General features: G+C 49.0%; 16 protein-coding genes. 10 read left to right on the top strand and 6 right to left on the bottom strand.

Translation table 11 applies throughout. The features are described 5' to 3' along the window. The first annotated feature begins 363 nt into the window (after positions 1-363). Both DC20_RS14965 and DC20_RS14960 read left to right on the top strand, forming a co-directional pair. Complete coding sequence (locus tag DC20_RS14965) at positions 364-1,941, top strand: DUF4394 domain-containing protein (protein WP_062544576.1); 1,578 nt, start codon at positions 364-366, stop codon at positions 1,939-1,941. 750 nt (positions 1,942-2,691) lie between these two features. Further along, positions 2,692-4,014 (top strand): glycoside hydrolase family 28 protein, encoded by a 1,323-nt coding sequence (locus DC20_RS14960; protein ID WP_071885630.1) that lies wholly within the window; start codon positions 2,692-2,694, stop codon positions 4,012-4,014. Positions 4,015-4,316: 302 nt separating this feature from the next. On the opposite strand, the gene DC20_RS14955 is transcribed toward DC20_RS14960, so the two are convergent. From DC20_RS14955 to DC20_RS14930, 6 genes are all read right to left on the bottom strand, one after another. Then, complete coding sequence (locus DC20_RS14955; protein ID WP_062544575.1) at positions 4,317-4,709, bottom strand: hypothetical protein; 393 nt, start codon at positions 4,707-4,709, stop codon at positions 4,317-4,319. After that, positions 4,690-5,187: a Panacea domain-containing protein gene (locus tag DC20_RS14950; RefSeq protein WP_062544574.1), complete on the bottom strand. Its 498-nt coding sequence runs from the start codon at positions 5,185-5,187 to the stop codon at positions 4,690-4,692. The genes DC20_RS14955 and DC20_RS14950 overlap by 20 nt, the downstream gene beginning before the upstream one ends. 276 nt (positions 5,188-5,463) lie before the next feature. Continuing rightward, positions 5,464-6,000, bottom strand: a complete 537-nt coding sequence (locus DC20_RS14945) for a GAF domain-containing protein (RefSeq protein WP_245652220.1) — start codon at positions 5,998-6,000, stop codon at positions 5,464-5,466. Between the two features lie 324 nt (positions 6,001-6,324). Next, positions 6,325-6,861 (bottom strand): YceI family protein, encoded by a 537-nt coding sequence (locus tag DC20_RS14940; RefSeq protein ID WP_062544573.1) that lies wholly within the window; start codon positions 6,859-6,861, stop codon positions 6,325-6,327. A 201-nt stretch (positions 6,862-7,062) separates the two neighbouring features. Next, positions 7,063-9,249 (bottom strand): FUSC family membrane protein, encoded by a 2,187-nt coding sequence (locus DC20_RS14935; protein ID WP_062544572.1) that lies wholly within the window; start codon positions 9,247-9,249, stop codon positions 7,063-7,065. 324 nt (positions 9,250-9,573) lie between these two features. Next, the gene (locus tag DC20_RS14930) at positions 9,574-10,173 is read right to left on the bottom strand and encodes an OmpA family protein (RefSeq protein ID WP_062544571.1); all 600 of its coding nucleotides are present in this window, start codon (positions 10,171-10,173) and stop codon (positions 9,574-9,576) included. A 142-nt stretch (positions 10,174-10,315) separates the two neighbouring features. Here DC20_RS14930 and DC20_RS14925 point away from each other — a divergent pair, with 142 nt between their 5' ends. The 8 genes from DC20_RS14925 (at position 10,316) to DC20_RS14890 (ending at position 25,157) form a co-directional block, all read left to right on the top strand. Next, the gene (locus DC20_RS14925; protein WP_062544570.1) at positions 10,316-11,299 is read left to right on the top strand and encodes a YpdA family putative bacillithiol disulfide reductase; all 984 of its coding nucleotides are present in this window, start codon (positions 10,316-10,318) and stop codon (positions 11,297-11,299) included. 596 nt (positions 11,300-11,895) lie between these two features. Then, the gene (locus tag DC20_RS14920; protein ID WP_062544569.1) at positions 11,896-12,468 is read left to right on the top strand and encodes a TetR/AcrR family transcriptional regulator; all 573 of its coding nucleotides are present in this window, start codon (positions 11,896-11,898) and stop codon (positions 12,466-12,468) included. Between the two features lie 42 nt (positions 12,469-12,510). Beyond that, positions 12,511-13,839 (top strand): TolC family protein, encoded by a 1,329-nt coding sequence (locus tag DC20_RS14915; RefSeq protein ID WP_062544568.1) that lies wholly within the window; start codon positions 12,511-12,513, stop codon positions 13,837-13,839. Between the two features lie 23 nt (positions 13,840-13,862). Continuing rightward, entirely contained in the window at positions 13,863-15,005 is a 1,143-nt protein-coding gene (locus tag DC20_RS14910) for an efflux RND transporter periplasmic adaptor subunit (RefSeq protein WP_062544567.1), read from the top strand. Positions 15,006-15,037: 32 nt separating this feature from the next. Then, entirely contained in the window at positions 15,038-18,208 is a 3,171-nt protein-coding gene (locus tag DC20_RS14905) for an efflux RND transporter permease subunit (RefSeq protein ID WP_062544566.1), read from the top strand. Between the two features lie 75 nt (positions 18,209-18,283). Then, positions 18,284-18,775, top strand: a complete 492-nt coding sequence (locus tag DC20_RS14900; protein ID WP_157593173.1) for a hypothetical protein — start codon at positions 18,284-18,286, stop codon at positions 18,773-18,775. A gap of 422 nt (positions 18,776-19,197) precedes the next feature. After that, the gene (gene gltB / locus DC20_RS14895; protein WP_062544564.1) at positions 19,198-23,703 is read left to right on the top strand and encodes a glutamate synthase large subunit; all 4,506 of its coding nucleotides are present in this window, start codon (positions 19,198-19,200) and stop codon (positions 23,701-23,703) included. Next, a complete protein-coding gene (locus DC20_RS14890) occupies positions 23,703-25,157 on the top strand; it encodes a glutamate synthase subunit beta (RefSeq protein WP_062544563.1) in 1,455 nt (484 codons plus the stop codon). Before gltB ends, DC20_RS14890 begins: the two co-directional genes overlap by 1 nt. Positions 25,158-25,192 lie beyond the last annotated feature (35 nt).

The raw sequence follows: 25,192 nt of genomic DNA, 5'->3' as shown, positions 1-25,192 counted from the left end.
TAAAAACATCCCATACCTAAGAACCAAGAACCTATTGTAGTAAACCGCAACTTTAACGCCGCGGCAGACAAAGTCTGGAGCGCCATTTCAAACAGAGGCCAGATTTTACATAATCCCCGTTTTCTCGCTGTTTTCAGAAAAGAGGCACAAATCTGTTTTGGATGTCCCCCTTTGGCTCTCTTAGCAGAGAGTCACTGGCGGACTTTTTTCATCTTTTCTGAAGAGCTTCTTGGGAGGTCATCAGTTTTATAATCGTGGTACTTAACCACCTTTGTTTTGAATTAAATTTATTCACAAAAGCTGAAATCCGGGTTTTAAAGCACATCGTAGGTCCACTTATCCAACCAGTAACCCTACGACTATATGAAAAACAAAAACCGCTTTCTTTTTCTGGCTTCCGGCCTGCTTTCCCTCTCCACCCTTTTCACGTCCTGTTCAGAAGACGCTCTTGAATCAAAAGACGGACTTAACGCGAATGCCATTGCCGAAGCAAAAGTAAAGAATGACCTGACCTTCTATGCGTTGACCAATAACAACCAACTGGTGATGTACAGCACCAGCGGAAAAGTGCGGGAAACGGGAGCAGTAAACATTACGGGCTTGGGAAGCGGCGAAAGGATATTGGCCATTGATTTCCGCCCGGCTACCGGACAACTCTATGGGGTGAGTAACCAAAGCCTGTTGTATGTCATCAACCAAAACACTGGTGTTGCCACCCGGGTAAGCAACACTCCCTTCAGCCCAGCCATTAATGGAACCCAGGTAGGCTTTGACTTCAACCCTACCGTAGACCGCATCAGGCTGGTGACAGATGAAACACAGAACCTTCGTTTACACCCTGAAACTGGTGCCCGGGTAGCCATTGACGGCAACCTGAACCCTGGCAGCCCTGAGGTAGTAGCCGTAGCCTATACCAACAGCATGGCCGGCGCCACGTCTACCACCCTTTATGACATAGATGTAAAAACCGACAAGCTCTATATCCAAAACCCGCCCAATGCAGGTACACTGGTAGAGGTAGGACGCCTGAACGTGCAGGCAGTAGGCGAAGGCGGCTTTGACATAGCCCCAGATAATTCCATTGCCATAGCCGCTTTGTTTGGCCGCGGTGGTGGCACCGAAAACCAGAAAGAAGACTCTAACGGAAACAAATACCGTTTCTACAGCATTGACCTGGCCACCGGCAAAGCCATGAACCTGGGCAAAACAGACCGTATGATCATTGGGGTGGCTATTCCCACAAACCCGGTAGCCTACGGGGTAGATGCTACTAACAACCTGTTGATCTTCAACCCTTATAATGCGTCCATGGTCATTTCTAAACCTATTACCGGCCTGCAATCCGGCGAAAAAGTTCTAGGAATTGACATGCGTCCGGCTACTTCTCAGCTGTATGCTCTGGGCAGCACCAACCGAATCTACACTGTTAACTTAGCAACCGGGATGTTTACGGCCGTAGGAGGTCCGTTTACCCCTGCCCTTTCCGGCGAATTCTTCGGCTTTGATTTCAACCCAACAGTAGACAGAATCAGGGTAGTGAGCAACACCGGTCAGAACCTGCGCCTGAACCCTATCACCGGCATGGTAGCAGCCGTTGACGGCATGCTCACGCAAGGTGCCTCTGTTGATGCCAGTGCGTACACCAACAATTTTGCCGGTGCTACCTCCACCATGCTCTACAACATTGATTACGGAACAGACGCCCTTAACCTGCAAAGCCCTCCTAATGATGGTGTGCAAGTGATGAAAGGTAGCTTAGGCGTAGCCACAGGCCCCAACAATGGATTTGATATTGGCGGCGTAACTGGTACTGCCCTCGCCTTGCTGCAGACCGGAGGCCAATCTGGTATTTACAGAATCAACCTAAGCACCGGAACTGCCACCAAGGTTTCTTCTCTTTCCAGAATGCCAATGAGCTTTGCCCTAGGTTTAGGCTTCTAAGCCAGCAAACATTCTTACTTTTATTACAGGTCCTGCCCTCTTGGAGGTAGCAGGACCTGTTTTGTTTTGGGGACGTTTTTAATATTTCAGCTTTGATACAGATGATTGGAAAAAGAACCTACCCTACTCTTTTCTTTTGTGGAGGGGAATCTCTTATAAAACAAGATTTGCTTAGGAAACCTCCAAATGTAGCTGGCAATATTCCTTCTGGGGCTATCACCCCACTGAAGTTACAAACTTCAGGTCATGGTAGGTCCAAGTTGAAAACTTGAACCATGTAAAAATATAGGTTTTAAAAGGGCTTCTGCAACTTTCCCCTGTTCCAGTCTTTCCATCGAGCGCCTCGCTTTTGGCCCTTGATAGACAGAAGCTAAGATTGACAGACAGTTCAGGCCGAAAGGGCAGTGCGAGAGGGGAAGACGGGGCCTCGCGGCCGTGAGCGCTTATCGCTGAACATGAAACAATCCAGCATAAAGGCTACACACTAAGCAGCCAAGCGGAAGGAGTAGCAGGAGCCAAGCACCAACCAACATCACCTTCTCATTACAGAGCATTGTTTAGAGGTACTAACTGGTCAGTTTCTTCGGGTTTGCTTACCACAAGACTGTTTTAAGTTTATCTTTACTTTTCTGTCTCACCTATCAGCTTTTATAAATACCCATGAAACAGCAGCAGCCTTTACTTCTTCCTTTAGCAAAAAAGAAGTCTGTTATCCATCTTCCAAAGAACCTTCAGCGTTGGATACCCGCGGTGGCGATAATAATTTCTTTAGTGGCTCTGGCTGGTTTCACTGCCGCTCCGGATTCTAAAGAAGCAATCTTGAAACGCATCAAGGCTCCGATGATTCCTAACAAGCAAATCAACATCACGCAATTCAAAGGTTCTTCCAATAACGGCAACAACTGGAAGCCAGCTTTTGACCAGGCCATGCAAAAAGCCAGGAAAGGCAAAGGCGGTCGCATTGTGGTACCCGCAGGTACATACAAAATCAACGGTCCTATCCACTTTCAATCTAACACCGAGCTGCATTTGCAGGAAGGAGCTTTGCTTGTGTTCAGCGCCGAGGCCGACCATTACCTGCCCGTAGTGAAAACCACCTGGGAAGGCACATTCCTCTACAACTACAGTCCCTTTATTTATGGAATCGGGTTGAAGAACGTAGCCATCACGGGTAAAGGCACCATCAAAGCTGAGGCAGCCGAGACCTGGGCCAAATGGCGCGACCAACAGAAACCCGCCCAGGACGAGAGCCGCGACATGAACCACAAACAAGTGCCGGTAGAAAAGCGGGTGTTTGGCAAAGGATGGTTCCTGCGTCCGCAGTTGATTCAGTTCTTTGAATGCGAAAACGTGCTCATTGAAGACATAAAGATTGAAGATTCACCTTTCTGGTGCATCCACCCGGTGTTGTGCAAAAATGTGATTGTGCGAGGCGTGCAGTTCAATGCCCATAACCTGAACAACGACGGCATTGACCCCGAATACTCTGAAGATGTGCTGATTGAAAACATTTCCTTCAACAACGGGGATGACAACATTGCCATTAAAGCCGGACGCGACCACGACGGACGTGCTTCCAAGCGCAGCAGCCAAAACATTGTGATCAGGAACTGCAAGTTCATGGGCCTGCACGGCGTGGTGATGGGCAGCGAGATGTCGGCGGGCGTACGGAATGTGTTTATTGATGACTGCTCCTTTGCCGGTAAACTCAAGCGCGGCATTTACCTAAAATCAAACGCCGATCGGGGTGGCGAGATCGCGAACATCTTCGTGAACAATGTTTCTTTTGGCGAAGTGGAAGACTGCATCATGATCACCTCCAAATACAAGAATGAAGGCCAAGGCTACCAAACCGACATTCATGATATTTACTTCAACAACATCACTTGCCAAAAGGCAACAGGTACCGGCATTTTGGTAGAAGGTTTTGAGGAAAAGAAAGTTCGCAACCTGTCTCTCAAAAACATCAGCATTGAAAAAGTGAATGTACCCATCAGCATCACAAATGCCGAGGGAGTGGAGATGCAGGATGTGTGGTTCGGGGGCAAAAAGGGGCTTACCACCAGTAAGTAAACTTTCCTGTTTTTAGCAAGCTTTTGTAAAAACACCCCTATAAACTTGACCCAGATTCTGGCACAGGAAGGATGCTTGTAATTATTGCTTAACTCCTCTTTTTAGACAAGTTAAAATGTAATTCAGTAATGCGTGGACTCTTCTATGTAAACACCCCTCTTTATCTCCCCTCAAGGGGAGAATCTGATCGTGGGGTCCATGTTACAGGCGTTTGTTGAACCAGATAATTCTGGTGTTCGCGTTAGAAAATGAAAAGGAGAGCTTTAAGCTCTCCTTTTCATTTTCTCTTTTAAAAGCTTTCTTTAAGAATTCCCCTGCCCATGTTCTACATTTTTCGTCAGGTATCGGGTGAGCAAACTACCTACCGCACCTGACCCCGCATATTTTGCCAGGTTGTCCAGCAGGTCTATTTGTTCTTTCTGAAGCCATTTATACTCTTCGGCAGCAATCAAGTGGAAACCTCTTACACCCAGGCAAATGGCTATGATAATACCGGCGACAATGATGTTCCCTTGTATAGCCCAGTGGATGATGGTTCTGGCCCCCTGTTCGCGCTGGTGCTCTCTTTTGCGCCGGTCACTTGCAAACCATTCGTCTTCCTCTTTGGCTTTTCGTAAGGCTGCCTGAGGGGGTGGCGATGCCTTTATGGCGGTAAGATTAAGAGGAGAGGAACTGTTAGGCTGATTGGGTTGCATGGGGGGCATTTACTAACTTCTGGTAATACTCCTTGATGAGGTCGTTGGGAATGATCACGTTATTGGTATGTTTGCCCTGCGTGTCCCAGACCATCTTCCAAGGCGTATTATCCTGATGGGTCATGGCAGAAAGGTCTATGCCTGAATACTGGCCGTAGACTTCCCAAATCTTTTCTAAAAAGGGCACCAGCTCCGCATCGGTCAGGGTCACGGGCGCCATTTCATTTGAATTAAAACCGGTGGCCATCTGCCTAATGGCATCGCCCCCGAAATCTTTGAAACTGTAGTAAACGGAAGGCACTACAGGGCCATATTTCCAGGCTTCAACTGGTTCACTTAACAACGGTTGCCCAGACAAACCCAGATACCACCCGTGGGCAATATACACCAGCTTTACAAGCTTCATATTGGTCACGGGTTCGCCGGTGTCAAAAGACTTCTTTATAAAGAAGTTGGCAACTGCAAGAGCATTTTCCATGACGGTAATTAAGTATCTATATATATGAAACGCCTTGCCAAAAAAGAAAGTTGACAAACAATCCTACAAAAATATAATAATATTACTGAGAAAACAAAGAGGCATCTTTTCCTTATTACTTGAGGAGCAATAAAATAGCCCGTACCTGTTCAATCTGGAATGGAATACGCCCTAAAGCTACAATACCATGGAGCCAGAAAAGGCAAAAGCCTGAGAAAGAACGTTTCTCAGGCTTTTGCCTTTTCTTATTTAATAGAAATTTAGTGTTAGTAGGTTTTATGCCTGATTTTGGAAATACAGCTTGCATTTCCAGAGTTCCAGCTCATCCATCACCAGTTTGCCCATGTACTCCAGGGTAATCTGATCATCGGTGGTAAACTCCCGGGGTTCTTTGTCTACAATACAAACAGATCCTATGTTGTAACCGTCATGGGTTTTCAGGGGAACTGCTGCGTAAAACCTAAGGCCAAACTCACCCGCTACCAAAGGGTTGGTTAACAGGCAAGGTTCTTTCAAAGCATCTTTGAAAAGGGTCATTTCTTCCTGTAAGATTGCCAGAGAACAAAGGCTCTCTCCTCTGCTTATCTCCTTCACTCCTTCCATGCCCACATTTCCCTTAAACCAAACCCGGTCAGAATCTACAAAAGAAACTAATGCAATGGGCACCCTAAAGAGATGGGAAGCTAGAGCCGCAATATGATTGAAGGGCCCTTCGGTGTCAATGTCTAGTACTTGATATTTGTGAAGCTTTTTTACTCGCCCTTCCTCGTTTTCAGGGATGATGTCAATCCCAAAAGTATTAATCATTTCCATGCGCTACTCTCACTTTGCTTATTCACCATTTATAAGCAGATGAAAACTATACGTTCTAAAATAGGCACAGTTATAAAAATGTTTAATAAAATACCATTTTCTTCTAATATTTATAACTTTGGTAATTCAGCTATTAGATTCATCTGTAACCTCTTGCTAATTTTCATATCCTCTATTTAAATTATTCTATTAGGTTTACCATCTGCAGCGACTACTTCTTTTTTGATTCTCTCTCCAAACCTTGACTTTAGAGCATAATTACTCCTCTCCAGCAAAGGAATCACTGTGTAACGACTACCATTTGTTTAAAGGAAGAGAAAGTAATCAAGCTTGTTTTACTAACTGTATCTCAGCATTCACCCGAATGTCATCGCTGACCACCACACTACCTGCCTCTGTTACAGCATTCCAGGTTAGGTCAAATTCCTTGCGGCTTATTTTACCAGTAACGGTGAAACCAGCCTTAGTTTGTCCATAGGGGTCTATCACAGTACCGCCAAATTCCACGTCCACTGAAACGGGTTTAGTAAGGCCCTTGATGGTGAGGTCGCCGTGCAGGCGGGCCGTATCGGAACTGGTTTGTTCATAGTGGTTTCCTACAAACCTAATGTCGCCGTGGGTGTCAGTGTCAAAGAACTCAGAAGACTTCAGGTGGGTGTCGCGTTGCTCGTTGTTGGTGTTAATGGAATTTACATCGGCAGTAAAAAGGATGTTGCTGGCTTGTGAGAAATCTTCCTCCTCGGTTTCTACCTCTACATTAAAACTCTGAAAGTACCCCGTGACAGTGGTAATCATTAGGTGTTTCACTTTGAACTGCACTTCACTATGCAGAGGATCCAAAGACCATTTTACGGTAGCCATAGTTTTCAGAATAGAGGGTAAAAGTTTGATGCAGCAGAATAGACATCTACGGAAGCAACCTCTCAGTAGACGCTTGAAGCTTACCTTTATAGTTGATAACTAAATATAACTTCTAATATCCTATTCACAAATACCCTCCCCCTTTCAAGCCTCTTTTCCAGAAACAGAATCTAAAACACGACATAAATAAGTATGAGGAAATCAGGAATAAGCGGGGGTAATTTCTGCCTGGGCCGGTACTCCTTGAATGGCAGCGGTGATCTTCAGGAGTTCTGCACTTACCTTTCTAATGAACTCGAGCTGCTCTTTCAGCAATTGTTCGTCTGAGGTAAATTCTGTCTTTTCCTGACCTTCGGGTTCATTGGTTTTGCTTACAACTTCAGGCACTACATAGGTAGGATCCAGGGTTTTCAAGGCGTCGGTGAGAGATATTGTGGCACGCCTCAGGGTTCGGAGAAAGGTTTTGTTAGGATAGCTCCCGGTTTCTTGCCGGAGCCTAGCCGATACAATGGTGGCAATGTAGGAGGATAAAATGTGGTTGAGCACCACAAACTGGTAGATGTCACGGCCATTGAGCTGCTTGCTTTTAGGCTCTCCGGTCATGCGCTGGAACGCCGCCGACAGGTTGGCAGAACTCACGTACACTTCTTTTCGGGCCAGTTTGTACTCCACTTCCTGCACGTCTTTTCCGGCGAACAAATCGGTTAACACCTGCAGGTACCGCAGATTGGCTTTGAGCGCCGCCTGCATGAATTTGCCTACCTGTTTAGACTCCCAGTTAGGAAAAACAAAATACGTAGAGGCAAAGGCAATGGCGCAGCCCACTACGGTATCTACCACCCGCTCCTGCACAATGGCCAGACTTCCGCCGCCCAGAAAATTGAACAGGATCAGCATGAAGGGGGTCATGAGAATGACGCTTAGCACATAATTGATGCGCTGCACGCTGTAGAAACCGGTCATGAAAAGAAGCAGGAACACAAACTGCAGCCGCTCATCCTGCACCAGATACAAGATCAGCAATCCAATGGCTCCACCCACCACCGTGCCAATCACCCGCTGGATGTTCCGCTGTTTGGTCAAGCTGAAGGCGGGTTTCAACAGGAAGATGACCGTCAATAAGACCCAGTAACTGTGCTGCCCATAGGGGAAGATTTTAGTGAGCGAGTAGGCAAACAAAGACACCAGCGCCACCCTAAAAGAAAACCTGAACACCGATGATTCAAAGGTTAAGTTGTTCCAGAATACCTTGGGGTCTATGGTCTGGTGCGACAAAAACGGGGCAAACTCCAGCTCCTTCACCCTGCGCTGCACCTGGTCTGAATGGGCGCTGAAGTACGTTCTTATAGCAGTTAAGCGCTGGACAATGGTCCTGATGTTCACAAAGATCTTCTTCAGCACCAGGTTCCCGCTTTGACCCTGCTGCTCCCCAATGGCATCAATCTTTGCTTTAAGGGTGTCCAGTTTGCCCATTACGTCAGGCTGGTTTCTGTGCTTCAGGTTGGCTTGAATGGCAAACCCAATGTTGTCCAGTTCATCTGCCAGGAATTCAATAAAGTGACCTATCTCCGGCAAGATGCCCGTGGCCCCAAACCGCTCCCTGATGGCGGTGTAATCATAATGAATAGCCGTTACCTGCTCATATATGTCTACCATGTCCACAAAGGTCATGACCAGCGTGCGGCCTGCCTCCGTAGATTCCTTTACAATCTGCCGGCTCTTAAACAGCATCTCGCGCACCAAGGCCTGCTTCTCATTTACCAGAATCTGTTGCGAAATAAGCTGCCGGTAGGTCTGGTCTACATCTGTACCGGGCAGGTAAAAGGCGGCTTTCAGCCGAACGAATTTGGCTACTTCCCTTATACATTCTCCCAGTTCCTGCTGGGCCGGTCTATAAGGCAACACCTTGTTGGTTACTAAACTAAGCAGCAGGTACCACACCCCACCGCTCATGACCAGGGCACTGTTCACCAACACCATCTCTGGGGTAAGTGCCCGGTCCATGGTTAAAACGAGCACCAGCAAACCGCCCATGCCAATGAACGAAGCCCGCATGCCGTACACCAGCAACATTGACAACACAAAGCTGACGACCAGAATCTCCAGCCCCAGGGTGTACACGTTCATCCGGGCGAAGCCTGTCAGCAAAGCCACCAGCGTGCAAACCCCAATACCTGCAAGCATTCCGTTTCTTTTGTGGAGCATGGGTCCGGGCGAATCTGCCAAACTCACACCAATAGCCCCCAAAGAAATGGCGATTCCCATTTCAAAATGCCCCAAGTATGACATCAAAAGTGCGGGTACCAGCGCTGCAATGGTGACTCTGATGCCATCATAGAAGTTCTGACTGTAGAAGAAATACTGTAGCTCCCGGACTTTCCTGTTCATTCTGTACTATTGAAGCAATGGGTGATAATGTGATGGAATTGAATATACGGAATACCTCTTTTTAGGCTAGAATTGAAAAACTGCTTTAAAAACTATGCATAAAAAGGGAACATGCAGAGATGCTGTTACTCAAAACTTACTTAAGAATGTAAGGTGTTGTTTCTCTAAGAGCAACAGTTCTCCAAACATCTAATTCCCTTTATCATTAAGGACTGTTCAAAATGTAAGAAAGCCAGCTCGTCAAAGATAGACAAGCTGGCTTTCTTACTTTATCTTATAATTAGAAATGAGCCCAAATATGCAGCTCCTTTCTGGTGGTTGAAACTAGTCGTTCGCCTGTCCTTTCAACACCACAATCTCCACCCGTCGGTTTTGCTGACGTCCTTCGGCAGTTTTATTCGTAGCAATGGGATCTTGCTGGCCTTTTGAGATTACCTTGATTCTGTCACCTTCGAATCCAGCGTTAGAGGTCATCCAATCTTCTACTGCTTTGGCCCGCTCCTTCCCTAGTTCCATGTTGTATTCTTTGCTGGCGGTAGAGTCTGTAAAGCCAAACACCCGGATCATCCCCTCGCCCTGGGTACGTTCTTTTATGTTGGCAGCTATCTTTTGTAAACTCGCTTTTCCAGATTCCTTTATTTCCGCTTTATCCACGTCAAATAAAATATCCTGGCTGGCCTGGTAAATGGTGACGGAGTCATTGCCGCGCACCGTCACATCTGAACCGGCCAGGTCAGGTACATTTACAACGGGAGCATCAAAATCTATGTTTTCCCAGACTGCTTCGTCTCTGTATAGCACAGCCGTATCATTTGTAGCCATCTCTGCCACAGAATCAGCGTTTTCAATTCGTTTGCCAGATTCGCTGCAGGCAAACGTGAATCCTGATAAGATCAGAACAAAAAGTATAGTTAGATTTTTCATAGTAATAAGCCTTAGATTAGTATAGTAGAAGTACGAACTTACTGAGTATTAGTTCGTTTTGCAGGAACCACCTTTTCTGTAGGATCAAATTGTTACATGGTATTCCTCCTACTCTTTTCATTATCCCTCGTAGATTTGCAGCATGCGTACTCCTTCAGAATTTGACCTTGTGATTATTGGCGCGGGGCCCATTGGCTTAACGTGTGGCATAGAGGCTCAAAAAGCGGGCCTCTCCTACGTGATTATTGACAAAGGCGCCTTGGTGAACTCGTTGTACAACTACCCGGTGACCATGACGTTTTTCTCTACCTCTGAGAAACTGGAGATTGGCGGAGTTCCTTTCATTTCAGACAATCCCAAGCCGCGCCGGAACGAGGCCCTGGAGTATTACCGTCGGGTGACGCTCAAATTCAACCTGAACCTGCGGTTGTTTGAAGAAGTGCTTTCAGTGCAGAAAACCAAAAACAGGTTTGAAGTGGAGACGGTCAAAGGCACTTACCACGCCCGCAAAGTGATCATCTCCACCGGTTTCTATGATTTACCGGCGTTGATGGGCATTCCCGGCGAAGACCTGCCGCACGTAACGCACTACTACAAAGACCCCCATTATTATGCGTTGCAGAAAGTAGTGGTGGTGGGGGCCAGCAACTCCTCAGTAGATGCCGCTTTGGAAACATACCGTAAAGGTGCCGAAGTCACCATGGTAGTGCGCGGACCCGAGATTGGCCGCCGGGTGAAGTACTGGGTACGCCCAGACGTAGAAAACCGTATTTCTGAAGGCAGCATCAAGGCCCACTTCAATTCCTGTATCACCGCCATCAGGCCGGGGGAAGTGGATGTCATGACGCCGGAAGGATTGATCACCATTGAAAACGATTTCGTGCTGGCGCTTACCGGTTACAAACCCAATTTTGACTTGCTCCGGAAGTTTGGCGTGGAGCTTTCTCCCGATGAAAAGTTATACCCGCAGCACAACACCCAAACCATGGAAACAAACCAGCAAGGTCTTTACCTGGCAGGCGTAGTCTGCGGTGGTATGGACACCCACCTTTGGTTTATTGAAAACTCCCGTGACCATGCCGAAAAGATTGTGCAGCATATTGTAGAGCAGGACAGACTATCCTGATCATTCTCCATTTCAGGCATACTTTTTTGAAAACGGCTCATAAAGCAGTTTATCCATTTACACAAAGTTCCTACGCATTCCGTCCCCCATTGAAGGGGGGTAGGGGGATGATTACTCCTGCTGGTGATGGTGTTGCCAAAATATAAGTAGGGGAAATCCCTTGTAGTTGCCCTTTTGGGTTCCATACCAAAGCTAGGCACTCCGTAGCAAAAGGTGCTCGCCTCTTCTTCGGCCAAGGTCATCCCCCTACCCCCTTCAAAGGGGGACGATTTGGTCTTCTTTTCTTTTATAGTAACGCTCTTATAGAGTGCTTTCCAATGGTTCCACTAAACAGGTACCCTGCCTGTTAACAGCCTGCTTTTCAAAAACTAGCACTGAAACAGGTCTTATAAATCATTTGCCTCTCTTTGGTATCCTGAAAGATACCTCTGCAATCAACCTTATATAAATCATTGAAAATTAACACATTATCCAAAATCAAAGAACAGTTTAGATTTACAAAATAGGATTCAAATGTTAAAGTCTTTGCATGGTTCCTGCTTTTGTCCGTTCCTTTGCATACCGAATGAACGTTCAATAGAAAGATAAGAAACGAGTTGGAGATCATAGCAGAGAAGAAAAAGGCGATACTGGAAAGTACCCTGAAGTTGATTAAGGAGAATGGATTCCATGGAACCCCCATGAGTTTAGTGGCCAAAAGGGCCGGCGTAGCAGCCGGAACCATTTACCATTATTTTGACAGCAAAGACACGCTGATCATGGAGCTGTTTACTTACACCCAAAATCAGGTACAGCAAGCCATGGAGCGGAACCTGCGCGACGACATGGGCCTGAAGGAGAGCTTTTTTCTGCGCTGGATTAGCCGCTGTCAGTTCTACATCCAAAACCCTAATGTCCTGTTCTTTATTGAGCAGTTCGTGAATTCGCCCTACTACCCACGCTGTCCGCAAGAACAGGAAGAGCGGGTTCAGAATGAGATCAGGCAGTTCATTAAGTTGGCCCAACAGCACGGCATCCTCCGGGATCTGGATTATAGACTAATGGCCATTATGATCCACAGTAGCATCATGACCGCAGCCAAGGTGCACCTTGACGGAAAAGTACAGCTAACCGACAAGGAATTCAACCAACTGGCCCAAATGGTCTGGGACAGCATCCGGAAGCTTTAACTACACCCCCCATCCCCTTATATAATTCATTTACCAGTACCTATGAAGAGATCAACGTATCTGATGCTGCTGCTCAGTTGCCTTCTGGCACCTGTGGCATTGTTGGCCCAGGTGACCCCAGATAGCACCGCCGGCCGGCTGACGCTGGAGCAGTGCGTGGCCTATGCCCTGAAAAATCAGGCGCAAGTGCAGCAGGCGCAAATAGAAGAAGAAATTGGCGAGCGCCAGATCAGGGCACAATTGTCAGGTTGGTTGCCGCAGGTGGCGGCTAATTACGCGTTCACGCACAACATTAAACGCCCACAGAGCGTGTTCGGCGACCAGGTGATTACCATCGGGCAGAAATACACCTCTAACATCAACTTTCAGGCAAACCAGACACTGTACAGCAATGATCTGCTGCTGACCAGCCGGGCCGCCCGCTTTACCAGAACGGCCCTTGACCTGAATACCCAGTCTACCAAGATCAACACGGTGGTAGACGTGAGCAAGGCTTTTTACAACATTCTCCTCAGCCAGGAGCAGCTCCGGATTCTGAACGAGAACATTGTACGCCAGGAAAAACAGTACCGCGATGCCCGTGCTCAATATGAGCAGGGTCTGGTAGACAAAACCGATTACCAACGCGCCTCCATTACCTTGAACAGCATCAAGGCCGACCGCAAAAGAACCCAGGAAGCGATCAAATCCAGCACCGCCTTGTTGCAGGAACTGATGGGCTTACCCGTAAACTCCCCGCTTACGCTGGCCTATGACTACAACCAGATGCAGCAAAATATTCTGATTGATACGGCCCAAACAGTGGCCTTTACCAACCGGGTAGAGTTTCAGCAGATACAGACGCAACGGCAGATACAAGGGCTGAACACCCGCTACCACCGGTGGGGCTTTCTGCCCACCGCGTCGGCTTTTGTGAACTACAACCCAACGTTCTTCAGCTCTAATTTAGGAGATATCTACAGCCAAGCCTACCCAACTTCGGCTTTGGGGCTGCAAGTGGGCATTCCTATTTTCCAGGGTGGCCGAAGATTGCAGAATGTGCGCATCTCTGAATTGCAGGAAGAAAGCCTGAATGTGGAGTTGCAGAACGTCCAGCGCAGGATCAACACCGAGTACCAGACGGCCTTGGCCAATTACAAAAGCGACTACAATGACTGGCTCACGCTGCAAAGCAATGTGCAGCTCGCCGAAGACGTGTACAACGTGATCAAGCTGCAGTACAACGAAGGCATCAAAGCCTATCTGGATTTGATTGTGGCTGAAACCGACCTCAGAACGGCTCAACTTAACTATTACAATGCTCTTTACAACGTGCTATCCAGCAAACTGGATGTGCAGCGCGCCCTGGGTACCATTGCCACTAACTACTAATCAGAGAGAAAAACCATAGCATCATGAAGTTACATTTATCCACCTTTGCCGCGCTTTCCTTGTTTAGCGCCGTACTGGTTTCTTGCGGCAAAAAGGACGCAGCACCCCAAGGCCCCATGATGGGTGGTCCGGTTTCCGTGAACACCTACACTGTCACTGAAGAACACGTTACCGGTACTGATACCTACCCTGGCACCGTAGTCCCGCTGAATGAAGTAGAGCTTCGGCCCCAGGTGAGCGGCTACATCACTCAAATCTATGTGAAAGACGGCCAACGTGTATCCAAGGGCCAGAAAATATATGAGATTGACCGCACCAAATACATGGCGGCTTATCGGCAGGCGCAGGCCAACGTGCGCAGCGCCCAGGCAAACCTGAACCGGGTTCAGAAAGACCTGGAACGCTATGAGAACCTGGCCAAACAAGATGCTATTGCCCGCCAGCGCGTAGATTATGCCCGCGCTGATGTGGAAACGGCTCGTGCCCAAGTAGCCGTGGCCCGTGCCCAGGTATCCAGTGCCTCTACAGATTTAGGGTACTCGGTTATCAATGCTCCCTTTAGCGGTACCATTGGCATCTCTCAGGTGCGCGTAGGTTCTCAGGTAAGCCCGGGCACCACCCTCCTGAACACCATCTCGTCTGACGGCCCCACCGGCGTAGATTTCGTGATCAACGAACAGGAGCTTCCCCGCTTTAACCGTCTTCAGCAAGGCAAGCAACCAGACTCCCTTTTCACTTTAACATTGGCCGATGGCACCCGGTACTCCCATACCGGGAAACTTTCCGCTATTGACCGTGCGGTGGGCTTGCAAAGCGGGACCATCACAGTGCGCGTAAGCTTCCCCAACCCTAGCCGCCAGTTGGTAGCAGGCATGACCGTGAGCGTGAATGTGCTAAACCAGGACATAGGGCAGCAAATCACCTTGCCTTTCAAAGCGGTAACCGAGCAGCTGGGCGAATACTTTGTGTACAAAGTGCAGGGAGATTCTGTGCAGCAGCAGAACATTTTGTTAGGCACCCGCTTCCAGGATAAGATTGTAGCCCGTGAAGGCCTTAAAGCCGGTGATGTGATTGTGTTGGAAGGAATCCAGAACCTTCGTCAGGGCGCTAAGATCCAGGTGGGTGCTCCACAGGCCACTGGTGGTGCTCCGGCCAGCGCCAGATAAAAACAATATCCAAATAGCTTTTCAGTAAGAGTATGATATCTGAAGTATTTATAAGACGGCCAATCACCGCCATTGTGATCTCTATTGTGATCGTGCTGGTGGGAACATTGGCCATGATGAACCTGCCCATTACCCAGTACCCCGATATCTCTCCCCCTACGGTATCGGTATCGGCAAACTACACGGGCGCGGATGCACAAACCATTGAACAGACGGTTGCTACCCCCATAGAAACCCAGATCAATGGTACTCCAGGCATGGCATATCTGTCTTCTACCAACACCAGTACCGGCCAGATGAACATGACCGTGACATTTGAGGTAGGAACAGACATTAACATTGCCACCCTGGATGTGCAGAACCGCGCCAGTGTGGCCGAGCCAAGTTTGCCGGAAGAAGTAAGACGTCTGGGCGTAACCGTTCGGAAGCGGAACCCTAGTATTTTGATGGTGGTCGGAATTTACTCGCCTAAGAAAACCCATGACGTTCAGTATTTGGACAACTACGCCAACATCTACGTGAAAGACGCCTTGCTGCGGGTGCAAGGGGTTGGTGACGTAACGGCCATTGGTCAGGATTTCAGTATGCGTTTGTGGCTGCAGCCCGACAAGCTTTCGCAGTACAACATGAACGCGAACCAGGTGGTAACCGCCATCCAGGAACAGAACATGCAGGTAGCGGCTGGTACGGTGGGTGCCCGTCCGCAATACAACACGCAGGCGTTCCAGTACCCCATCACCGTTAGTGGCCGCTTAACCACCAAAGAACAGTTTGAGAACGTCATCATCCGCACCAACCCCGAGGACGGTTCTTTGGTGTACCTAAAGGATGTGGCACGGGTAGAATTTGGCCAGTTTGATTATGGACGGCAAGCGACCATTAACGGAAACCCTGCCGGCATGATGCTGATTTACCAGGCCCCGGGCTCCAACGCCGTGGCTACCGCCGATGGTATTTACGCTGCCTTGGACGAGATGAAAAAAACGTTTCCGGCAGACGTAGACTACATTGTGTCGTTTGAATCGGTGACGGTGGTGGAGGTGTCTATCAATGAGGTGGTACACACGCTGGCAGAGGCTTTGATTCTGGTAATCATTGTGGTATTCCTGTTCCTGCAGAGCTGGCGCGCCACCTTGGTACCCATCCTGGCCATTCCGGTTTCCATTATTGGTACGTTCATCTTCTTTATCCCGCTGGGCTTTACTATTAACACGCTTACCCTCTTCGGGTTTGTATTGGCCATAGGTATTGTGGTAGATGACGCCATTGTGGTGGTAGAAGCGGTGCAGCATTACATTGACCATGAGCGCCTCTCGCCAAGGGAAGCTACCCGCAAGGCGATGAAAGACATCACTGCCCCAGTAATTGCCATCGCGTTGATTCTGGCAGCCGTGTTTATCCCGGTAGGTTTTATTCCGGGTATTGTGGGTCGTTTGTACCAGCAGTTCGCCATCACCATTGCTATCTCAGTTTTGATCTCGGCATTTGTGGCCTTGACGTTGACTCCGGCGCTTTGCTCCTTAATGCTACGCCCTATGAACGTGGGCCGCGAATCAAGAGGGATTAATAAGTTCTTCTACCGCTTTAACAACTGGTTTGCCAGAACAACAGAGTCTTACTCAGTGGGTGTTCGGAAGAGCATTAAAGCAGCTCCTTTGGCCTTGATTCTGCTAGTGTGTTTGTATGTAGGCACCGTGGGCTTGTTCGCGAAGAAACCAACTGGTTTCATCCCTACCGAAGACGAAGGCCGTTTGTTTATCTCTGTGGAATTACCCGAAGGGTCATCCGCGAACAGAACGCAAGCGATCCTTCAAAGAATGGCGGGCATCATAGGCGAAGTGAAGGCGATCAAAAACGCGACATCCATTTCTGGTCTGAACGCCATCAACTTCTCCTTCAAATCGAACAGCGGTACGTTCTTTATCCAGATGCACCCCTGGGACCAACGGCAGGAAGAATCCATGCAGTTGCAGGGCGTGATGAATGACCTGAACCAACGTTTTGCCGCTATCAAGGAAGCAAACATCAGAGTGGTGGCACCACCGGCTATTCCGGGTCTGGGCCAATCGGGTGGTTTCAGTTTTATGCTGGAGCAGCGCACTGCGGGTGACATCAGAGACCTGGAGCGCGTGATGGGTCAATTCCTGGCAGCCGCGAACCAACGTCCGGAGATCGCCATGGCCTACAGCTTCTTCAATACCCGCACTCCTGGCTACCACGTAGACGTAGACCGTGAGAAAGTGAAGAAACTGGGCATCAGCCTGACCGATGTCTACGCCACCATGTCTTCTTACATGGGTAGCCGCTACATCAATGACTTCACGCGCTACGGCCGTAACTACCGGGTAGTAGCCCAAGCCGACACCGCCTACCGGATGGACATCAAGGACATGAACCAGTTCTACGTCCTTAACCGGGAGGGCGCATCGGTACCGCTAAGTGCCCTGATTACCGCAAAAGTAGTAGAGAACCCGGCTGTAATCTCGCATTACAACCTGTTCAGATCTGTGGAGATTTCAGGTGGTGCCAAACCTGGTTTTAGTAGTGGGCAAGCCTTGCAGGCTCTGGAAGAAGTAGCTGCCCAAACCTTACCGGCCGGCTATGGTTACAGTTTCTCTGGTCTAAGCCGCGAGGAGCTTTCTGCGGGGAACAGCACCATTTACATCTTCGCACTTTCTATTATATTGGTGTTACTCTTATTGGCTGCCTTGTATGAAAGCTGGAGCGTACCGTTCTCCATTATGTTTGCCATTCCGTTGGGTATGTTTGGGGCCATCCTAGCGCTTACGTTCCTGCCCAAACTGGAGAATAACGTATACGCACAGATAGGGATGATCACCTTGATTGGTCTGGCCGCGAAAAACGCCATCCTGATTGTGGAGTTCGCCAAAGAGCGGGTAGACCGTGGCATGGAATTAATTGAGGCCACCATTGAAGCAGTGCGTCTTCGTCTGCGACCGATCATCATGACGTCCCTGGCTTTCATCTTGGGGGTAGTGCCGTTGGTACTGGCTTCCGGCGCCGGAGCCGTGTCAAGACAGACCATTGGTTGGGTAGTAATTGGCGGTATGTTGGCTGCCACGTTCCTGGCTATCTTTATTGTGCCCGTGTTGTACGTGGTGATCACCCGCCTGGCCTACGGCAAGAAAGGCCTGGCTCAGCTCCGCGAAAAGCACCAAGGCATTGACTTTGATCACCAATAGATCTTAAGTATCACATCTTGAAAAGCCCTGGCTCCCTAAGCCGGGGCTTTTTACTAGACCATCTTATTTAGAGATATGAAACAGAACCCTTCATCTGCATTACAAAAAGACTCCCCCCTTCTCTTACTCATGGCCATCTACCAGATAGCGGGTGGCGTGTTGGGCCTGGGTCTGTTCCTCAAGATGATTCCACAGCTGCAAAACCCCTCTCCTTCTACCTGGGTAGGCATCGGTATCGCGGCCCTCTTGTATAGCTTTTCTATTTTCTGTGGTTTCTCGCTTTTGCAGCGGAAACGGAAAGGGTACACCTTCTCGCTGGTCAACCAGGTCTTGCAAGTCATTGGTTTTGGGGTAGCTGGTCTGGCTTATAATTATGTATCCGGGATTAAAATTGGAGTGGGCATAGATTTTCTTTTAAGCTGGGTTTTCAAGTTCAGGTTCTCTTTGTCCTCCTTTAGTTTCAGCTTTGGCACCAACACCGGGGCCTCTTTTGTGACCGTAAATGTACTCGCCCTGTTTCTTATCTATTTTCTGGAAAGAGTCCGGGAAGAAGCCTCTAAAAAGTAGTTCACAAAATACCCTCCTCCTGAGGAAAGCTTTTCCATGATCTTTACTCTACCCTTTAGTTTTGATCTCGTCCAATAACCAGAGAGACTTTGTGTTTTTCTTATATTTTGAAATAAACCGCCTAAAACTTGCGGTAAGTACCATTAATGCTTCTTTTTAGGACTTACCTTAAATTCTATCATTTTCACAATCATCTAGGGATCAAACATATAAAAAAACTTTAAAGAGCCTATTTTCATTTTGTTAACAAAGTAGCTACACAAGCTTAATATTTTGAAAACATACAACAATAAAGCCTCTTTACTTAACAACTTTTTAACCCTAACACTTGTTTGTTAAACTATTTTTAAAATACTACTTGATTTCTTGAAAATCCTTTGATAAATTACTGATTCACCCTACCCGAACCAGACAAAAAAGGAATGAATCAGGTCGAAAAGCTTACCAAAGGGTTGTACACACCCGAGTTAGAGCACGATGCTTGCGGTGTTGGATGTGTCGTCAATCTTGATGGGGTAAAATCCCATGCCACGGTAAAGGACGCGTTGACCATGCTTAAAAACATGGAGCACCGTGGTGCCACCGGCAGCGACCCCGAGACCGGAGACGGAGCCGGAATCTTAGTACAATTACCCCACGAATTCTTCAGAAAAGAACTTGCCGAATTTGCCATTAACCTTCCTCCCGAGGGAAGCTACGGCGTGGGCATGGTCTTCTTCCCTATTGTGTATGAATTGCGGGAGAAATCCCGAAAAGTGCTCAATAGCTGCCTGCGCAAATTAGGCTTAAGCCTGATCGGCTACCGCTTAGTGCCGGTGAACAGCCAGGTACCGGGCCACGAAGCCAAGGCGGTGGAGCCTTACATTGAGCAGGTGTTTGTGCAGCCAGTGGACCCTACTATAAAAGGAGAAGACCTGGAACGCAAGTTGTTCGTGCTGCGCAACCTTATCAGCAACGAGACCCGCAAGAACGTACGCGGCGAAAATGGCACTTTCTACATTGCCAGTTTCTCTTCCCGCACTATTATTTATAAAGGACAGCTCAAAACTGATCAGCTGGAGCGCTATTACCTTGACCTGCGCCACTCTGATTTTAAATCAGCAATTGCGGTGGTACACTCCCGCTTCTCTACCAACACGTTCCCTAACTGGCGCTTAGCCCAGCCGTTCCGCTTTATTGCGCACAACGGTGAGATCAACACCATCAGAGGAAACGTGAACAAGATGAAGTCCAAGGAAGCCCTTATGTCTTCTCCTCTGTTCACCGAGGAAGAAATGCAGTGGCTTTTGCCAGTCACCAACCCTGAAGATTCTGATTCTGCCAACTTAGACGCCCTGGTAGAACTACTAACGCTTTCTGGCCGTCCTTTACCCCACGTAATGATGATGCTGGTGCCGGAAGCCTGGCAGAACAACCCGCACATGGACACCTATAAAAAGGCGTTCTATAAATTCCATGCGTCTTTGATGGAGCCCTGGGATGGTCCAGCTGCCCTTTTCTTTACCGATGGAACCCAGATTGGGGCCACTCTGGACAGAAACGGCCTGCGTCCCGTGCGTTATTGCCTGACAAAACAAGGCCGCCTGGTAATGGCTTCTGAAGCCGGTGCCTTATGCGTTGACCCTAAAGACGTGATCAAACGCGGCCGCCTGCAGCCCGGCAAAATGCTTCTGGCAGACATTTCGCAGAACCGCATCTTTGAAGACGAGGAAGTCAAACAAATGGTCTGCAATGATAAGCCGTATTTTGACTGGATTCAGAAAAACCGCATCAAACTGCGTTTGCGTCCAGAACCCAAAGTATTGTTACAGCCTTGCACCCCTGAGGAATTACGCCAGCGCCAAAAATCTTACGGGTATACCCGTGAAGACCTGAAGATGCTGGTAGAACCTATGGCCGCCACAGGTTACGAGCCGGTAGGCAGCATGGGGTCTGATACTCCGTTAGCTGTACTCTCGCACCATAGCCAACATGTATCGCATTACTTCAAGCAGTTCTTCGCGCAGGTAAGTAACCCGCCTATTGACTCCATCCGTGAACGCCTGGTGATGTCCTTGTTCACCCGCGTGGGTGAGTCGTTGAACATTCTGGATGAAAGTGAGCTGCATACGCGCCAGATTCATATATCCCAGCCGGTGATGGACCCAGTGGAGTTCCAGAAACTGGTATTCCTGAAAGAAGAAGGCTTTGAGCACGAAACCATTGATGCGACTTTCTCTACCCGCGAAATAGGGAACTTGCAGCGGGACATTGACCGCATCTGCGCAGATGCAGAAGCCGCGGTACGAGCCGGCAAGAAAATCCTGATCATCTCTAACCGTAATGTTCAGGAGCAACGGGCAGCTATCCCGTCCTTGTTGGCCGTAGGTGCCGTGCACCACCATCTTATTGAGAAGCGCCTGCGTACCAAAGCAGGGCTGGTAGTAGAGGCGGGTGACGCCTGGGAAACCCACCATTTCGCCACCATTATTGGCTATGGCGCCAGTGCGGTGTATCCGTTCCTGGTGTATGATACCATCAAGAGCCTGCATGACCAGCACAAGCTGGACAATGAGAAGCCTTACACATATTATTTCCAGAACTTCATCAAAGCGGTGGATAACGGCCTATTGAAAATCCTCTCTAAAATGGGAATCAGTACGCTGCAGTCTTACCAGGGAGCCCAGATTTTTGAAATTCTTGGCTTCGGGCAGGAAGTAATAGAAAAGTGTTTCAAAGGTACCACCAACCGGTTAGAAGGACTAAACTTTGAAGACTTGGAGCGTGAGGCGTTGACCAAACACCAATCGGCTTATCCAGACATGGAGAACCTGTTGGAATCTGGTGGGTACTACCAGTGGCGCCGTGATGGCGAGGAGCACTTGCTCACGCCTAGGGTGATTCACTTGCTTCAGAAGTCCACCCGTATAAATGACTACCTGCTTTATAAAGAGTACTCCAAATCTATCCGGGAGCACCAGCAGGAAACGACTATCACGCTCCGTAACCTGTTTGAGTTCCGGAAGCGGCAGTCAGTGCCGTTGGAAGAGGTAGAACCAGTATCGGCTATCCTGAAACGTTTCGCTACGGGTGCCATGTCGTTCGGGTCTATTTCCTATGAAGCGCATAGTACGCTGGCCATTGCCATGAACCGCATTGGCGGTAAAAGCAATAGCGGCGAAGGCGGGGAAGATGAGGCACGGTATACCCGTAAACCAAACGGAGATTCAGAAATTTCCAGAGTGAAACAGGTAGCTTCCGGCCGGTTTGGCGTTACCAGCCACTATCTGGCCAACGCCGATGAAATCCAGATCAAGATTGCCCAAGGTGCTAAGCCAGGCGAAGGCGGTCAGTTACCAGGTCATAAAGTAGACCATTGGATTGCCAAAGTGCGTTGCTCTACCCCGGGTGTAGGTTTGATTTCACCGCCGCCGCACCATGACATTTACTCCATTGAAGATTTAAAACAGCTGATCTTCGATCTGAAAAACGCTAACCCAAGAGCCCGCATCAACGTGAAATTGGTGGCTGAGGCAGGCGTAGGAACCATCGCCTCAGGCGTTGCCAAAGCCAAAGCCGATGCTATCATGATTTCGGGGGCTGATGGAGGTACTGGCGCAAGTCCGCTGAGCTCTATCCGCCATACAGGCCTTCCTTGGGAGATTGGCTTGGCTGAAGCGCACCAGACGCTTATCAAAAACAACCTGCGCAGCCGCGTGGTGTTGCAGACCGATGGCAAGATTCTGACCGGCTATGACCTGGCCGTAGCTACCCTGCTGGGAGCCGAGGAGTACGGCGTAGCAACTGCTGCTTTGATCACCGAAGGCTGTATCATGATGCGTAAATGCCACCTGAACACTTGCCCGGTAGGTATCGCTACGCAGAACCCAGAACTGCGCGCCCTTTTCACCGGCGACCCTGACCACGTGGTGAACCTGTTCACCTTCCTGGCCATGGAATTACGGCAGATCATGGCTTCTCTAGGCTTCAGAACCATCAATGAAATGGTGGGCCAGTCACAGGTATTAAAGATCAGAACCGACCTAAACCATTGGAAACTGAAGAACCTGGACCTCTCCCCTATCTTCTACCAGGAGTACGCGCCAAGAAACGTGGGTACTTACAAGCAGATTGAGCAGGACCATGAGATAAGCAAAGTCTTGGACAGAAAGCTTATCCGTGATTTGAAGAAAGGCAACACCGAAGTGGAATACCGCATCATCAACGTGGACCGGTCAACGGGCACCATGTTGTCATATGAGATCTCCAAAAATTTTGGGAAGCACGGCTTACCGGAAGACAGCTTTAGAGCTCAGTTCTATGGCTCAGCGGGTCAAAGCTTTGGGGCGTTTTTAGCACCGGGTATTTCCTTTAAGTTATACGGCGAGGCCAATGACTACCTGGGCAAAGGGCTTTCTGGAGGCAAGTTGATTTTGCAGCCTTTCAAGGAAAGTAACTACCTGCCCCATGAACACATCATTACCGGCAACGTGGCCCTTTACGGCGCCACCTCCGGCAAAGTGTACATCAACGGGTTGGCTGGTGAGCGCTTCTGCGTGCGGAACTCCGGCGCTGAGGCGGTAGTGGAAGGCATTGGCGACCACGGTTGCGAGTACATGACCGGCGGAAAGGTACTGGTGCTGGGTGCTATTGGAAAAAACTTCGCGGCGGGCATGAGTGGTGGTATGGCGTATCTCTACGCGCCAGATCCTAGCCATGTAGAGCAATGCAACCTGGACATGGTGGGGTTGGAAGATCCAGAAGCAGAAGACTTAAGCTGGATTGTACAGAAACTGCAGGAGCATGTGGCTTATACCGGTAGCATACTGGCGCAGGAGTTCCTTGAAAACTGGGACCATCACCGTGAGCACTTCCGGAAAGTGATGCCACATGATTTGAAAAAGGCCTTGCAATTACAAGATAAAGAAACAGAAAGAATATTGGCGTAATGGGAATAGCAGACGGATTCTTAAAATACAACCGGGAGCTACCCGGAACCCGCGATCCTAAAGTTCGGGTGAACGACTCTAACGAGATTTACCTTCCCTTTCCTGAGGAGAAGACCAAGCAACAGGCATCCCGCTGCATGGACTGCGGTATTCCCTTTTGCCACAACGGCTGCCCACTAGGCAACCTGATCCCGGATTTCAATGATGCGGTGTCTGAGGGAGATTGGGAACGGGCCATCAGGGTGCTGTACCGCACGAATAACTTCCCGGAGTTTACCGGCCGCATTTGCCCTGCTCCGTGCGAGAGCAGCTGCGTGCTGTCTATCAACAAACCGGCCGTGACCATTGAGCACATAGAGAAATCTATTGCCGAGAAGTCATTTGAAATGGGCTTGGTAAAACCTGAGCCTCCCCTTCAAAGAACGGGCAAGAAAGTAGCGGTGGTAGGGTCTGGCCCCGCCGGACTAGCTGCTGCTGCCCAATTGAACAAAGCCGGGCACAAGGTCACCGTGTTTGAGAAAGACGAGAAAGCCGGTGGTTTGCTCCGCTACGGCATTCCTGATTTCAAACTGGAAAAATGGACCATTGACCGCCGCCTGGTCATTCTGGAAGCGGAAGGCATCAAGTTCAAGTACAACCGCAAAATAGGGCAAGACACCACCCTCAAGAAGTTGTACCGGAAGTATGATGCGGTGCTGTTGTGCATTGGCTCTACAAAACCACGTGCCATCGCTATTCCTGGCAATCACCTGAAAGGCATTCATTTTGCCATGGATTATCTTGGGCTGCAGAACCGCCGCGTTGACGGTGCCCAGATTGCTCCCGAGAATGACATCAATGCGTTTGGTAAGCACGTGCTTGTGATTGGTGGCGGCGATACCGGTTCTGACTGCGTTGGTACAGCCAACCGTCACTTTGCCAAATCTGTGACGCAGTTGCAGTACCGTTTCATGCCTTCGTCCGAGCGGCATCCAACTAATCCATGGCCTGAAGTTCCGGTGACTCTTTCCTCCTCCTCTTCCCACGAAGAAGGTTGTGAACGAAGCTGGGGCTGGCTGAACAAGGAATTCATTGCCGATGAAAACGGGCATGTGAAAGGCTTGCGTGTGGTGGAACTGGAATGGAAAAACCAATCTGAATACACGGAGAAGCCGAACAGCGAACGCATTCTGCCTTGCGACCTGGCTTTAATCGCGATCGGCTATGAGCGTCCCGAACACGATGCATTTACTTCCAACTTCAAGTTTGAACTAGACCGCCGGGGTAACTTTAAATTGAACGACTGGCAAACCAATGTGCCCGGCATCTTCTCGGCTGGAGACGCCTGCCGTGGTCAGTCACTGGTAGTTTGGGCCATTTCAGACGGACGCGAAGCCGCAAGAGCGATTGACGTTTACCTGATGGGTTCTTCAGAATTGCCGTCCAAGGAGCTGTCAAAATACCAGTTGTTTTAAACAGAACCAGCTTTACATGATAGGTAGCCCTGCTC

Source organism: Rufibacter tibetensis (assembly GCF_001310085.1).
Lineage (GTDB): Bacteria > Bacteroidota > Bacteroidia > Cytophagales > Hymenobacteraceae > Nibribacter > Nibribacter tibetensis.
This window is presented reverse-complemented; position numbering and strand designations above follow the sequence as displayed.